Origin of the sequence: Rhodococcus sp. MS13 (genome assembly GCF_013277835.1) — a bacterium.
Classification (GTDB): domain Bacteria; phylum Actinomycetota; class Actinomycetes; order Mycobacteriales; family Mycobacteriaceae; genus Rhodococcus_F; species Rhodococcus_F erythropolis.
The window spans coordinates 877,698-891,910 of the sequence record NZ_VBTL01000004.1; the positions used below are offsets into that span (position 1 = coordinate 877,698).

The window sequence follows — 14,213 nt, forward strand, 5'->3', positions numbered from 1 at the left end:
GATGACCTTCGGCATCCTTGCCCTCGTCGCGCTGGCCGGCATCCTCGGTCCGCTACTCGGCGCTCGCGTCAGTTGGCATGTCCCCGTGGTGGTCGGCGAACTTGCCGCGGGCGTCGTCTTCGGTGTCACCGGTTTCGGGCTGCTCGACTCTTCGGACCAGACTTTCACGTTCCTGGCCGATATCGGGTTCGCGCTCACGATGATGGTGGCCGGCTCACACGTCCCGGTCCGCGATCCGGCAGTTCGTGCGGCAATCGGCAAGGGTGCCGTTCGCTCGGTTGTCGTCGGACTCCTGTCGGTGGTTGCCGGCTACGGTGCGGCGACGGCATTCGGCACCGGTCACGCCGCGCTGTACGCGGTCCTGATCGCGTCGTCGTCCGCGGCGTTGATTCTCCCCATCGTCGATTCGCTGGGGCTCGGTGGAACCTCGGTTCTGCAGATGACTGCCCAGGTCGCGATCGCGGACACCGTCTGCATTGTCGCGCTGCCTCTGGTGATCGATCCGGACAATGCCCCTCGTGCCGGTGTCGGCGCATTGGCGGTGGCGGCGTGTGCGGTTGCCTTGTTCTTCGTACTGCGAGCCTTCCACCGGTCCGGCCATTGGCGAAAGCTCCACAAATTCTCGGAGAAACGAAAGTTTGCACTCGAACTCCGGATCAATCTGGTGATCCTCTTTTCTCTGGCAGCGCTGGCCTCCAGCACTCACGTGTCGATCATGCTCGCGGGCTTCGCCTTCGGACTGGTCCTGGCCGCAATCGGTGAACCCCGCCGCCTCGCCAAACAACTCTTCGCGATCACCGACGGCTTCTTCGCGCCCCTCTTCTTCGTCTGGTTGGGAGCGGCGATCAATCTGCGCGACCTCGTCACTCATCCGTCCGCCATCTGGCTCGGATTGGTCTTGGGCGGAGCAACTCTCGTGGTTCACGCCGCGATACGCGTCCTCGGTCTTCCGCTCCCGCTCAGCGTGCTGTCCGCCGCACAACTGGGAGTACCGGTTGCCGCAGTGACGGTGGGCACTCAATTGGGGGTGATGGGCGACGGTGAACCCGCAGCCATCCTCCTCGCCGCCATGATCACGATCGGGGCAGCAACACTGGCTGGTGCTGCCGCGTCGAAAGCCGGTCTCACGAAGCCTGTTTGACCGCGGCCCGCTCCACCGTCATCAGGCTCTCCTCCGAATGTTCGGCGTGATACGCCGCGCCACCGCCGCGGACACCGAATAGCCGCTTGCTCCAGATCAGCCACACGACGGCGGCGACGTTCACCAGCAGCAGCCCGGCCCTCAACCACGTGATCTTCTCGGTCAATTCGTAGATTTCGAGGGGCAGGAACAAGCTGGTCGCCACCACTGCGAAGTACTCGCCCCAGCGTTTGACCATCCACAGCCCGACGGCCTCGATCACTTGCAGGCCGGCGTAGACCAACAGACCGACCGCGATCCAGGTGAGCGTCGTCGCCGACAACGAAAACGCCTGCTCGATGTGATGGACCAGTTTGGAATCGTCGATGTTCCAACCCAGCTGGCGGGCCAATGGTCTGATCAACGGCAATTCGTTCTCGAAGGCGTCCTCGACGCGCCCCTTCGACGATCTGAGTTTGAACACCCCGATCGCCAGAAGAACCAACCCCAGAGCGCGGAACATTCTCTCGGTGGCAAGAAGTCGCATGATCAACCGGTCGCGAAGCAGCCGTCCCCGCGGAACCTCGGGAGCGGCGTCCGCCGGCCCGGACGCTCGCGGTGCTCCCGGGACGAAGTTGCCGCAACGTAGACACCGCCAAGCCTGTCCTACCGCTGTCTCCACATGAAGTCGATCCCGCAGCTCAGGTTCGTCCGGAGCGTAGGTCTCGTGACCGTGCCAACTGCACGAGCGCAATGCGAAGTCCACGGGTGAACTCTATGCCGCATATGCCCGGTAGCGTGGATACCCGCTGACCGTGCACTTCGAACGATGAGGATTCCGATGACAACCACCAAGATCGAAACCCGGCATGGCGTCATGGCAGTCGACGACAGTGCCACCGATGGTTTCCCGGTTGTCTTCATCCACGGAAACTCAGCCAGCCGCTCCATCTTCCGTCATCAGGTCGACGCCGGCTGGGCGGGCGACTACCGCATGATCACTCTGGACCTGCTCGGCCACGGCGACTCCGAGGACGCGAGCGAACCCGAAGCCGCGTACACGCAGAACGGTTACGCCGACGCCATCGTCGATGTTCTAGCCGAACTCGGCGTCGAACGAGCGGTTGTCGTCGGGTGGTCGCTCGGCGGACACATCGCCCTCGAGTTGATCGCGAAATTCCCCGGGCTCACCGGAGTCGTCATCACCGGTACGCCACCGGCAAATCCCGAGACGCTCGGCGACGCATTCAATGCCGGCGACGGATTGTCCATCGGCGGCACCGAGGTCATCACCGCGCAGGAAGCCGAACTCTACGCACGGATGACCGCCGTTCCCTTCGAGCAGTCAGCCCTCGACGCCGCGATACGCACGGACGGGCGCGCTCGCAAGATCATGTTCGACGCATTCGGCGCGGGCCGCGAATCGGATCAGAAGTCCCTGGTTGCAACGGCGTCTGTGCCTCTCGCGGTGATCGACGGCGCCGAGGACCCGTTCGTGAACACCTCGTATGTCGCGTCGTTGACCTTCGCGAATCTCTGGGAGGGCACCTACCACGTGATTCCCGGTGTCGGGCACGCAGCGTTCTGGGAAGCACCCGAGATCTACAACCCACTGTTGCAGCGGTTCCTCGGCAGTTTCGCGAATAACTAGCTGGACGCGGCGTCCTATGAAGTAGAAGCCACTCGACAATCCGGCCATGTCCGGTCTGTTAATCGCCGTCCTACAGTTCGGAAAACAACTGGAGGCACTGCGATGACCATTCTCGAGCACGGCACGGAAACGTGCACCGGTGGACCGACCCTTCCCCAGATACGACGCCTCGTCACCGAAGTGCCTGGCCCCAACTCGCGCACTTTGGCGAAGCGCCGGAGCGCCGCACTGCCGGCCGGACTGACCAGCGGATCCAGCATTTACGTAGCTGCAGCGGGCGGAGGAGTTGTCGTCGACGTCGACGGCAACTCGTTCATCGACTTCGGCAGCGGCATCGCCGTGACCACCGTCGGAAACAGTGCGCCGCGCGTGGTCGAACGCACCACACGCCAGCTCGGTCAGTTCACCCATACGTGTTTCCTCGCAAACCCCTACGAGGGGTACGTCGAGGTCTGCGAAGCGCTCAACCGCCTGACCCCGGGAGATCACGAGAAGCGAACAGCGCTGTTCAACACCGGCAGCGAGGCGCTCGAGAACGCCGTGAAATACGCACGTGCCGCCACCGGTCGCCCGGCAGTTGTCGTCTTCGACCACGCATTCCACGGTCGCACGCTGATGACCATGACGATGACGGCCAAGAACCAGCCGTACAAGGCCACATTCGGCCCGTTCGCACCAGAGGTCTACCGGGTTCCGATGGCCTACCCCTACCGTTGGCCGAGCGGCCCCGAAAACGCTGCCGACGAAGCATTCGCCCAATTCCGTCTTGCGATCGACACTCAGATCGGTGCCGCATCGGTAGCCGCTGTGGTCGTGGAACCGATTCAGGGTGAGGGAGGTTTCATCGTTCCCGCTCCGGGATTCCTGAAGCGCATCGCCGAATTCTGCCGTGAGCGCGGCATTCTCGTCGTCGCGGACGAGGTCCAGACCGGTATCGCACGAACTGGAGCCTGGTTCGCCAGCGAGAGTGAGGACTTCGTCCCCGACATCATCACAACTGCAAAAGGTCTCGCCGGCGGAATGCCACTCGCCGCCGTGACCGGCCGTGCCGACGTCATGGACGCCGCGCATCCCGGTGGTATCGGCGGTACGTACAGCGGCAATCCCGTGGCCTGCGAGGCCGCCCTGGCAGTTTTCGAGACGATCGAGGTGGAAGGCCTCCTCGACCGAGCAAAGGACATCGGCGAAATCCTGACCACAGGGCTGTCCGAAATCGCTTCGGACACAAATATAATCGGCGACATTCGTGGACGCGGCGCCATGATTGCAATCGAGCTGATCCACGGCGAAGACAAGGCTCCCAATCGCGAGGCCGTCGCCCAGATCGTCAGCTACGCCCACGCGCACGGCCTACTTCTCCTCGCTGCCGGAACCTACGGAAACGTCGTTCGATTCCTCCCGCCGCTGAGCATCTCCGACGAATTGCTGGCCGAAGGACTCGGCATCCTTCGCGACGCTGTGACAGCAGTCCGATGAGCGTCGTTGTTCACAGCTTGATCGGCGGAGCTTGGGTCACGGGTAGCGAAGGCACACTGACGGACACCAACCCGGCTCGCCCCGACGAAGTTGTCGCCACCGGAGGCCGCGCCGGCGCATCTGAAATGGCGACCGGTGTTCGCGTCGCCCGCATCGCCGCGAACGACTGGGCGCGCCTACCGATGTCCGCACGCGGCGCATACCTCACTCGCGCAGCGGAAATCATCGAAACCAACGCCGATGCCTGGGGCGAAGAACTCACCCGCGAAGAGGGGAAAACGCTGGCCGAGGGTATCGGAGAAGTGCGCCGGGCTGCGCAGATTCTGCGTTACTACGGCAACGCCGCAGACCGCGAGTCCGGGACGTTGTATTCCTCCCCACGTAGCGGCGAGCAAATTCTTGTCACTCGCAAACCTCTCGGCGTGGTAGGCGTCGTCACGCCGTTCAACTTCCCGATCGCGATCCCGGCGTGGAAGATTGCGCCCGCCTTGGTATACGGAAACACTGTTGTCTGGAAACCGGCTGCCGCGGTGCCCCTTCTGGCCTTCCGTCTCGCGCAGGCATTGACCGAAGCGGGCCTACCCGATGGCGTCCTGAACATGATCCTTGCCGACAGCGCGGCAGGTGAAGCGCTGGTCGACCACCCGGACCTCGACGCCGTCACCTTTACCGGTTCCACCGGCGTCGGCCGAAGAATCGCGGGATCTGCTGCAGCGCGCGGAGTTCCGGCCCAGGCGGAAATGGGTGGAAAGAACGCAGCCATCGTACTTGCCGACGCAGATCTCGAGCTTGCAGTCGAGCAGGTCATGTTGGGAGCATTCCGGTCAACCGGCCAGAAATGCACGGCCACTTCGCGTCTGGTGCTCCACGAATCCATCGCCGAGGAATTCTTGGCGAGGCTGACCGTCGAGGTCGAAGAATTGAGAGTCGGAGATCCACTCGATCCCGACGTCACTACAGGTCCTGTGGTCAGCGCATACGCACAGCAAACGATCATCGAGGGAATCGATCGAGCCGTCGGCGGCGGCGCCAGAGTTGTGGCCAGCGCCGAAGCGCCGGAATCGGGCCACTACGTCCGGCCGACGGTGCTGGAACTGTCGGCGAGCACCGAACTATGGTTCGAGGAACTTTTCGGCCCGGTGCTTGCGGTGCAGCGGGCAGCAACAACTGCAGACGCATTCCGCTTGGCGAACGAGGGCGAATTCGGTTTGTCCGCAGCGCTGTTCACTCAGGACCTGACCAGCGCACTTGCCGGTATCGATGACCTGGACGTGGGGATCCTGCACGTCAACTCGGAATCGGCAGGCGCTGATCCTCACGTACCTTTCGGCGGTGCGAAGAAGAGTGGATACGGGCCCAAGGAACAAGGCGACGCGGCGCGGGAGTTCTTCACTCACACCACCACCGTCTATCTCAGGGGCGGCCGAGCGTGATCTGAATTCGATTCCGCCTGCAGCAGTTCACGAGCTTTGAGTGCGATCCACAACTCGGACCGTGTGTGGGCGGAATCGAGATCTCGGCCGATCAACTCGGCGGCCTTGTCCATGCGGTTACGCAGCGTGTGCCGGTGAACACCCAACTGCGTTGCAGCGGACTCCCATTGTCCATTGTGGTGCAGGAACGCTTCGATCGAGTCCACCAGACGGGAACCGTTCTCGGCATCGTAGCCTTCCAGCACACCGAGGCCGCCGGCCGCGATCGACTGCAGAACATCGTTCGACTGCACACTCAACAAGAGACTGAAAGTCCCGAGTTCCGAGAACGGAACGAGCGTGTGTCCATCGACCTGCCCCACTTTGGCAGCAGAGACGGCCTCGCGCAGACTCGCTGCTACACCGCTCATCGGCCGGACGCTACCGATTCCGCCGTTGATACTCCGGCGTGAATTCTCCCGCACTCTCGCATACACACTGCGCGCGACCTTCTCCGCAACTTCACTTTTCACGACGAACCACACGCCGGTGCCGTCATTCAGTGGAGCCAACAGGTACGGCACCGCCACTTCTTCGAGGGCCGCTGAAGTGATATCGGTTGCCGCCAGCAAAGGCCCGACATCGGTCAAGGCAGTTGCAACCACCGGGGATCCGGATTCGAATCCGAAGTACCGCAACAGACTTTCGTCTACTTCGCCGCCAGCCTGGCGCACCATCGTCGCGACCGCCAACCTCAGCCGTTGTTCGGCATCGACAACCCGCAACGGCTTGGCGAGCTCGATGGTCAACAGCGACACCGCGTGGCCGACCAGCAGTCGTTCGGACTGATCCAAGGCAGCATCGGACGCCACCGCCAGCGTGCCGCTCACGGCAAGCTTGTGAATGGCCAGATGGCCGTCGTCGTCCACCACGACCCGGCTGCGCTCCTTGCCTGATCGCTCCCTGATGCGTTCGGGCAGAGACGAACTCGCACTTTCCGTCAGAGCGAGCACCGCTCCGTCCCGATCGAGAACGCACACTGCTGCGTGAACCGCTCGACCCAGTGCAGCGATCAGGGCCGGCACTCCGTCGAGCAGGGCACGCGCCAACTTCTCCTGGGCATCGACCACCGCCTGCACCGTTCGTATCTGGTCGGCGGTCAGCTCGTCGATCACGGCCCGCGAGATGGCGATGAACGGCGTCTCCTTGGCGACGGAAAGCACGGCAAAACCCAGTTCGTCGCCGGCCCTGATGATCGCGTTCGGCACCTTCTCGTGCACGGTGCCGGTGTCGAATGCCAGTGCCACGGCGCCGGTCCGCGCAATGCGCTCGACGTACTCGTACTGCTTTGTCGCCGATCGCGAAAGGTGCAGCCCCGTCGTCATGACAAGCTCTCCACCGGCGAGCCATCGACTCGGATCCTGCAACTCGATTGCGTGCGCCCAACTGATCGGCAGATCGACGTGGCCATGACCTGCAACAACCGAGAGACCGAGAGAGTTGGTAGCCGCCAAGCGCCGGACAGTCATCGGCATTACCGGAACCTCCGAAGGCAGTGGACAGAACTGACAGTCTTCAGTTCCAATTTGTACATCAGGTCCATGTTCTGGATCACACGACGAGCTTAGCGTCTCTCCGAAAGAACTGATCGCGTCATGCAATAGGAGCTGAGCCCAGATGCCCGACAGCAGCACCGAAACAGCCGAAGCCGCCAGCGTTCATTCGACGCTCAAGACAGGATTGAAGAAGCGCCACCTGACCATGCTTTCCATGGGTGGTGTCATCGGCGCCGGTTTCTTCGTCGGACTGAGCGGAATCATCAACCAGGCCGGCCCCGGCGCAGTCATCACTTGCGCGATCTGCGGCATCATCGTGTTCCTGGTGATGCGCATGCTCGGTGAAATGGCCGTCGCCAAGCCGTGTACGGGATCATTCACCGAGTACGCGCGAATGGCGTTGGGCGACTGGGCGGGTTTCACCACGGGCTGGCTCTACTGGTATTTCTGGGTGATCGTCGTCGGCATCGAATCCGTCGTCGGAGCTACCCTGCTCTCCCGGTGGATCCATGGTGTACCGCTCTGGCTCATGTCAGCAGCACTCCTGTTGGTGATGACCGGGGTCAACCTTCTCTCCGTCAGCAACTTCGGTGAGGCCGAATACTGGTTTGCAGGTATCAAGGTCGCCGTCATCATCGGCTTCATCGTGCTCGGCAGTCTGTTCGTCTTCGGCATCTGGCCCGGCAGTGAAGTCGATTTCAGTAATCTGACCGGCCACGGAGGATTTCTGCCGAACGGCTTCACCCCCGTGCTGGTGGGCGTTGTCGCCGTGATCTTCTCCATGACCGGAGCCGAGCTGGTCACAATCGCCGCAGCGGAATCCGCCGAACCGGCCGGAGCGATCAGACGAGCCACGAACACCGTCGTCTTCCGCATTCTCGCGTTCTTCGTTGTCGCCACCTTCCTCCTCGTGACGATGCTGCCGTGGGATTCGTTCGTCGTCGGCGATTCTCCGTTCATCTCCGCACTCGACCTGCTCGGAATTCCCGGCGCCGCCGACATTCTCAATCTCGTGGTTCTGGTCGCTGTGCTGTCCTGCCTCAACTCCGGCCTGTACACGGCGTCACGGATGCTCTTCGCACTCTCCGTCTACAACGACGCGCCGGCATGGATGACACGGACCAACAGTCGCGGCGTGCCCGTGAAGGGCGTACTCGCCTGCACCGTGGCCGGGTATTTCTGTATCGCGGCCGGTTACATCTGGCCAGACACGATCTTCCTGTTCCTCGTGAATTCGTCCGGCGCAATCTGTTTGTTCGTTTACATCCTGATCTGTGTATCCGAACTACGCCTCCGACGCCGATGGGAACGCGAAAGTCCCGAGATTCTGAAATTCCGTGTCTGGTTGTATCCCGGCCTACCGATAGTGGTCACCGGCCTGATTCTCGTGATCCTGGTGGGAATGGGTCTCAACGAACCGACGCGCGCGGAGTTCGTCCAAAGCCTGGTCGCGCTGGGAGTCATCCTCGTCGCTTACAGCGTGAAAAGGTCTCGTACGCGAAAAGTCGTATCGTTCGCGACCGCCTCGAACAACGCACACAGCAGTTCGAAGAAGGCTTGAAACAAGCATCGAGTAAGCGCTCGACTCGATAAGAGAACCTCTTCCCCGAAAAAATCGAACCGGTGGAACCGGTCGAACACAGATTTTCTCTTTACCTAAATTCAAGGCAAAATAGACAGCATGCCGAGCCCTGTCATCGCCCCCGAAGGGCACAGTTCTTGGCAAACACTTCACGAATGGTTCAACGAACCACACGACTACGAGTGGATAAAGCACCAGAGATCCGGCCGAGCAATCATTCCGATCTTCCGAACCTTGCTCGGAATGATGACGATCATCTTCGGACTCTCCGCGTTCTACAAATTGATCGGCCCGGATACGCCGCCGACCACTCCCGGCAAAGCACTTTCGATTTTCATGATCTGCACGTGTGTGGGAATCGCCGCGTGCTGGTTCACACAACCATTTCCCGGACGCCGGGGGTTGCTTGCATTCGGGATATTCGCAGATCTCGGGATCGCGGCCGCAGTCCTTCTGGTGCCGGATCGCTCGTCCGCGACGTTCGGTTGCACCGTCTTCGCAGTCACCGGAACCTTTGCGACTCTTTTTGTCAGCGCAAGGTGGCTTGTCGCTCATGTCGTTTGGTCGACGACCATCACGACTACCGTTTTTGTTCTTGCCTATCTAGAAGGCGACGTCGATATCACGACGCTTCTGGCCCGTGGCACCGTTCTTTTCGGAGCTGTCACACTCGTTCCCATTTTTGCGCACCTGACCTGGCGCACTCTCTACCGCGATGCCCAGTATTCGGACCGCGATCCCCTCACTGGCCTGTTCAACCGTCGGGGACTGGAAGGGGCAGTCGGCGATCTCTTCGAGAGCACCCGAGACGATTCTTCGTCTCTCGCTTTCGTCGTCGTCGATATCGACAAATTCAAGACGGTGAATGATCTTCACGGTCATGCCGAAGGCGATCATGTCATCAGAAGAACCGCGAACCGATTGAGCACACATCTCGGCGAACACGGAATCATCGCTCGTACGGGCGGAGAAGAATATCTGGCTGTCATTGCCGGTGATCCCGAATCGACAACCCTGTTGATCGAAGGGATAAACGCGGCGCTGTCGGATTGTTCCGACGCGATCCCCACAACGGTGAGCGTCGGAGCTGTGATGATGACCGCCGAATCGAAGGCGTGGAGCGGCGGTGCTTCCGCAATCCTGGCGGCGACAAACGTCGCGGATTCGATGATGTATCAAGCGAAAGCGGCAGGCGGTAATACGATCCGCTCGGCTCAGATCTGATTCACAGCCACGTAAGTGGGTGGACGCTGCGCCCGGTTTCCGTGTCCGTGGCGGCAAGATACACATCGACGCGCTCAGCGGTCAGAGCCTTGCTGATGTGATAGCCCTGGACCAGGTCACACCCGACCCACTGAACGCGGCGGAACTGCTCGATGGTCTCGACGCCCTCGGCCAACGATTTCATACCGAGGGCCGCGGCCAATTCGACAATGGACTTCACCACGGACATCTTCGGATCGTCCGAGTCGGTGACCAGCATGCGATCGATCTTGAGAACGTCGATTGGAAGTCTCTGGAGCGTGGCGAAGGAAGAATAGCCGGTGCCGAAATCGTCGAGCGCGACGGTAACCCCGAGCTCACGCAGCTTGTAGAGATCCCGGATCGCGCGATCGTCCACAACACCTGTCTCGGTGATTTCGAGCTGCAGCAGATGCGGAGCCAAGCCCGAATCCGTCAGAGCTTTCTTCACCATCGCACCGAACTCTCGCGACACCAACTGCACTGGCGAAACGTTGACCGAGACACCGATTCCGGTCGGCCACCCCGCAGCAGCCGCGGTCGCCATCGCCATCGCCTGCGCGCCGAGGGGAATGATCATTCCGGTTTCCTCCGCCACCGAGATGAACTGGCTGGGCCCGATGAGGCCGCGACTGGGATGGTTCCACCGTAGAAGAGCCTCGAAGGCCACCACTTCACCGGTCTGAGTGTCGACCTGAGGCTGATAGTGGAGATCGAACTGCCCTTCCTCGATCCCTCTGTCCAGCTCGTGGAGCGCAGTCGCCCGCGCCGATGCCCTCGCCCGCAGCAGCGGTGAGAACTTGCCTACTCGATTGCGCCCCGTCGACTTCGCTTCGTACAGAGCCAGATCCGCCAGCATCACCAATCCGTCTGCGTCTGTTGAATCCTCGGGCGCGCTGGAGTAACCGATCGTGGCCCGCACTTCTATTCGATTGCCTTCGACGAAGAATGGTTCGTGCAGCACTTCCAGGTACCGATCGAAGATCACTCCGGGATCGTCGCGCGACGACGTGCAGACGATCAGCCCGAATTCGTCGCCGCCCATCCGCGAGCACATGTCCGAACCTACGACCTTGCGCAGGCGTGTCGTGACTTCGAGAAGTAATTGGTCCCCGATCGGATGTCCAAGGGTGTCGTTGACCGATTTGAAATTGTCGAGGTCGAGAATCCCGACGAGAACCTGCTTGTCCGGCGCCCGAGAATTGATCGCTTCCTCGAGCGCCACACCGAACGCACGACGGTTCGGCAACCCGGTCAACGAGTCGGTGGCCGCAAGGCGAAGGATCTCCTGCTCGTGGACATACCTCTCCGTGATGTCGGAACCGACACCGCGCCAACCCAGAATCACGCCGGATTCGAGAACCCGTGGATTACCGGAAAGAGACCACCAGCGCCGCCTACCGTCGACATGCACCGGCACGACGGTGTCCCGGAAGGGGGCACTCGATTCGAGTTTGTCGATCATCTGGGCCGCGGCCGCACGCCCCTCCGGACTCGACGCGATCTGGAGTCTGGTGAGGAGTTGCCCGAAGGTGAGTTGCTGCAACTCGTCCACCGTCATACCTGCGACCTCGGCGAGACGTGCCGAGGTGTGGGAGAACCGGCCGTTGGTGTCGCACTCCCACAGCCAGTCGCGGGAACCGCCTTCGAAACCGTCGAGCAACAACGCCACCGTCTGACGCTCGGATTCCGCCTGAAACTCTGCGAGACAACGTCTCTGGAACGAGGCCGACAGATAGACCGCCCCCACGGTGAGCGCAAACATGTAGATGCACAACTGAATCGCAAGTACGCGAAAGTGGGGTTCGGCGTGGACGATGAGAACAGTGAAGACGCCGAGGCCGTGAATGTAGATCCAGGTCAGGCTCACCGATCTCAGACTGGAGAACGTCACGGTCCCGGCGCCCATGATTCCTGCCATCGTCGCGATCAGAACCAAGTCGCGGGAGACGTCCATGTCGTGAAAGAGCAGGGCAAAAAGTGCGACGTCTAGGGTCGCGACAACGATCACTTCGACGAGCAGACCCACGTAGTCGTAGCGCGGTGTGTGCTTCGACGGTCGCCAGCGAAGCGGTATCCATACTCGAATCGAATTCGCGAGGACAAGAAAGATGAGGGCGCCGCCCAACCACCTGAGCGTCTGACGTCCAGGCGGGACGGTGTAGGTCAGAATCACGACCAAACTCGCCATGTACGCAAGATTGGCGAACGGCGCGACGGCCGCAGCCTCGTCGATCTGACGGCGAAACAGGCTGTTGCAGTCGGTCTCCGAAGCAGGATCATGCCGACTCAATCGACTCAGACGGTTCATCAGTGAGGCATCCCGACACCAGCGCAGGCGCCATTAGCGGGCGTCGAATCCGCTCGCCTGGCCATCCGAACCTCCCCTGGCTCCCCACCGAACCCTTATCCGGTGAAACGTCAGTGTTTCAGACTCGCTGCTTGTTTCCTTCACAACGGTAGCCATCTGACGAATCGATTGTGCGCAGATCACTATATCCAGAGGTCGTTCCGTCGATCGTCCAGGTCGATCCCCGATTGCTGATTCTTAGCTCGAACCACGTTTGTCGCCGACCGCGACGCGGGGGATTCGAGCGGTCGGGAACAACGCGGCGATTGCGAGCAGCGCTGCCACGGCAAAAGCGACACGCAACGCGTCCAGCCTGGCTTCTTCGTTCACGTCCACGATCGCATCCGCCGTGGACTCGGCGACGCCGGCGTCACTGAGAGCGGATCGGAGTTGCGTCGTCGACAGGAACGGCACCCCCGAGGCCATGTCGGTGCTCGCTTGCTGCTGCACCGATGTCGGAACCGCCGGATTGTCTTCGATTCCGGCGATCGCCGACGTCGTGAGAGTGGCAATGAGAACCGATCCGATCAGGGCAGTTCCCAAGGAAGCGCCGAGGTTGGTGGCGGTGTTCTGCAACCCGCCGACCTCGGTGCTGCGTTCGTCCGGGACCGAGGACACCGTGACGGCTCCGAGCTGCGAAGACAGGCACCCCAAGCCGAAACCCATGAACAGCATGGGAATCATCACGATCGCCGCATTGGCGCCGGGGTCCATGCCTGCCACGAGCATCAGAATGCCGACGACCATGACCAACAATCCGACTCGGACCACGCGTCGCGGGTTCGCGGTAGGCCGTAGCTTCGGAATACCGATCGCCGCCACGACGAGCGCCGCCGACAACGGCAGGATGCGAATTCCGGTCTCGAGAGCGCTGAGCTCCAGAACTACGGACAAGAACAAAGGAACCGCGAAGAACACGCCCGCCTGCACCAGAAACTGCGCGAAGAACATCGACAGCCCGCCACTGAGTTCGCGGTTTCTCAGCATCGCCGGATCGAGCAGAGGCTCCTTCCCCGCAGCGGCCAGGCGCCCCTCCCATCGCAGGAATCCGTAAACGACAAGGAGCCCGACGATCAGCAGCCACACCACCGGAGACAACCCCACCAGCTGCGGCCCGCCAGGTTTGGCCTGCACCCAACCCCACTCGCTCGAACGCAGCACACCGAAGACGATCATTCCCAGTCCCACCACGGACAGGATCGAACCGAAGTAGTCGAGGCGCGACTTCGACGGTGGGACGTCGACCACCTTGCTGAGCACCAGCAAGATCAGGACGACGATCACGACTTCGCCGACGAACACGTAACGCCACGACGCAAATGTCGTCGCCGCGCCGCCGATCAGCGGCCCCACTGCCACGGCTATCGCGCCTGCTGCAGCGACGAGGCCGTAGGCCGCCGGACGCTTCTCCGCCGGGAAGTTGGTGGCGACGAGCGCAACGATCGCGGGCATGATGAGCGCCGCGCCGACGCCTTCGAGGAACGACCAACCGATCAACAGGACCACGAGATTCGGAGCGAGCGCAGTCGTCAGAGAACCAGCGCCGTAGATGACCAAGCCGAGTGCGAAGGCTCGGCGACGGCCCATCATCGAACCGACTTTGCTACCCGTGATCATCAGAGTCGCCATGACCAGGGTGTACAGCGTGATCGCGGTTTGAATGCCGGTGATACTCGTGCCGACGTCCTCGGCGACGGTCGCCATCGAAACATTCATGACCGAGCTGTCCAGGGTCATCAGGAACTGGCTGCTCGCCAACACCGTGAGAACCAGCCCCGAACCCGCCTGCGTAGTCGAACCAGCAACCTGTCCGTCACCCATCGT

General features: G+C 61.7%; 10 protein-coding genes. 6 read left to right on the forward strand and 4 right to left on the reverse strand.

Annotation, left to right across the window (positions count from 1 at the left end; translation table 11 throughout):
• Position 1 precedes the first annotated feature (1 nt).
• Positions 2-1,141: a cation:proton antiporter gene (locus FEZ59_RS12705; RefSeq protein WP_029256509.1), complete on the forward strand. Its 1,140-nt coding sequence runs from the start codon at positions 2-4 to the stop codon at positions 1,139-1,141.
• Here the strand turns inward: FEZ59_RS12705 and FEZ59_RS12710 are convergent.
• On the reverse strand, positions 1,125-1,886 hold the full coding sequence (locus FEZ59_RS12710; protein ID WP_172932706.1) for a DUF2127 domain-containing protein: 762 nt from the start codon (positions 1,884-1,886) through the stop codon (positions 1,125-1,127). The two genes, FEZ59_RS12705 and FEZ59_RS12710, sit on opposite strands and share 17 nt — an antisense overlap.
• 75 nt (positions 1,887-1,961) lie before the next feature.
• On the opposite strand from FEZ59_RS12710, the gene FEZ59_RS12715 reads away from it, so the two are divergent.
• The 3 genes from FEZ59_RS12715 to FEZ59_RS12725 all read left to right on the forward strand — a co-directional run bounded on the left by FEZ59_RS12715 (position 1,962) and on the right by FEZ59_RS12725 (position 5,680).
• Positions 1,962-2,771, forward strand: a complete 810-nt coding sequence (locus FEZ59_RS12715) for an alpha/beta hydrolase (protein ID WP_041815359.1) — start codon at positions 1,962-1,964, stop codon at positions 2,769-2,771.
• Between the two features lie 102 nt (positions 2,772-2,873).
• On the forward strand, positions 2,874-4,247 hold the full coding sequence (gene gabT / locus FEZ59_RS12720; protein ID WP_172932707.1) for a 4-aminobutyrate--2-oxoglutarate transaminase: 1,374 nt from the start codon (positions 2,874-2,876) through the stop codon (positions 4,245-4,247).
• Positions 4,244-5,680, forward strand: a complete 1,437-nt coding sequence (locus FEZ59_RS12725; protein ID WP_020909489.1) for an aldehyde dehydrogenase family protein — start codon at positions 4,244-4,246, stop codon at positions 5,678-5,680. The genes gabT and FEZ59_RS12725 overlap by 4 nt, the downstream gene beginning before the upstream one ends.
• Here FEZ59_RS12725 and FEZ59_RS12730 read toward each other — a convergent pair.
• Positions 5,656-7,188 carry a PucR family transcriptional regulator gene (locus FEZ59_RS12730; protein WP_223258042.1) on the reverse strand — a complete coding sequence of 511 codons (1,533 nt, stop codon included), beginning with the start codon at positions 7,186-7,188 and terminating at the stop codon, positions 5,656-5,658. The genes FEZ59_RS12725 and FEZ59_RS12730 overlap by 25 nt on opposite strands.
• Before the next feature lie 148 nt (positions 7,189-7,336).
• Here FEZ59_RS12730 and FEZ59_RS12735 point away from each other — a divergent pair, with 148 nt between their 5' ends.
• Entirely contained in the window at positions 7,337-8,776 is a 1,440-nt protein-coding gene (locus FEZ59_RS12735; protein WP_172932708.1) for an amino acid permease, read from the forward strand.
• Positions 8,777-8,896: 120 nt separating this feature from the next.
• On the forward strand, positions 8,897-10,021 hold the full coding sequence (locus FEZ59_RS12740) for a GGDEF domain-containing protein (protein WP_202022762.1): 1,125 nt from the start codon (positions 8,897-8,899) through the stop codon (positions 10,019-10,021).
• 1 nt (position 10,022) lies between these two features.
• Here the strand turns inward: FEZ59_RS12740 and FEZ59_RS12745 are convergent, their stop codons facing one another.
• Both FEZ59_RS12745 and FEZ59_RS12750 read right to left on the reverse strand, forming a co-directional pair.
• Positions 10,023-12,350, reverse strand: coding sequence for an EAL domain-containing protein (locus FEZ59_RS12745; RefSeq protein ID WP_113682723.1), 2,328 nt, complete (start codon positions 12,348-12,350; stop codon positions 10,023-10,025).
• 237 nt (positions 12,351-12,587) lie between these two features.
• Positions 12,588-14,210, reverse strand: coding sequence for an MFS transporter (locus tag FEZ59_RS12750; RefSeq protein WP_020971136.1), 1,623 nt, complete (start codon positions 14,208-14,210; stop codon positions 12,588-12,590).
• Positions 14,211-14,213 lie beyond the last annotated feature (3 nt).

Bases quoted from the DNA above. Each gene is read 5' to 3' on its own strand.
- gabT (WP_172932707.1), top strand. From the start codon at position 2,874: ATGACCATTCTCGAGCACGGCACGGAAACGTGCACCGGTGGACCGACC.
- FEZ59_RS12725 (WP_020909489.1), top strand. From the start codon at position 4,244: ATGAGCGTCGTTGTTCACAGCTTGATCGGCGGAGCTTGGGTCACGGGT.
- FEZ59_RS12735 (WP_172932708.1), top strand. From the start codon at position 7,337: ATGCCCGACAGCAGCACCGAAACAGCCGAAGCCGCCAGCGTTCATTCG.
- FEZ59_RS12750 (WP_020971136.1), bottom strand. From the start codon at position 14,210: ATGGGTGACGGACAGGTTGCTGGTTCGACTACGCAGGCGGGTTCGGGG.
- FEZ59_RS12745 (WP_113682723.1), bottom strand. From the start codon at position 12,350: ATGAACCGTCTGAGTCGATTGAGTCGGCATGATCCTGCTTCGGAGACC.
- FEZ59_RS12730 (WP_223258042.1), bottom strand. From the start codon at position 7,188: ATGACTGTCCGGCGCTTGGCGGCTACCAACTCTCTCGGTCTCTCGGTT.
- FEZ59_RS12740 (WP_202022762.1), top strand. From the start codon at position 8,897: ATGCCGAGCCCTGTCATCGCCCCCGAAGGGCACAGTTCTTGGCAAACA.
- FEZ59_RS12705 (WP_029256509.1), top strand. From the start codon at position 2: ATGACCTTCGGCATCCTTGCCCTCGTCGCGCTGGCCGGCATCCTCGGT.
- FEZ59_RS12715 (WP_041815359.1), top strand. From the start codon at position 1,962: ATGACAACCACCAAGATCGAAACCCGGCATGGCGTCATGGCAGTCGAC.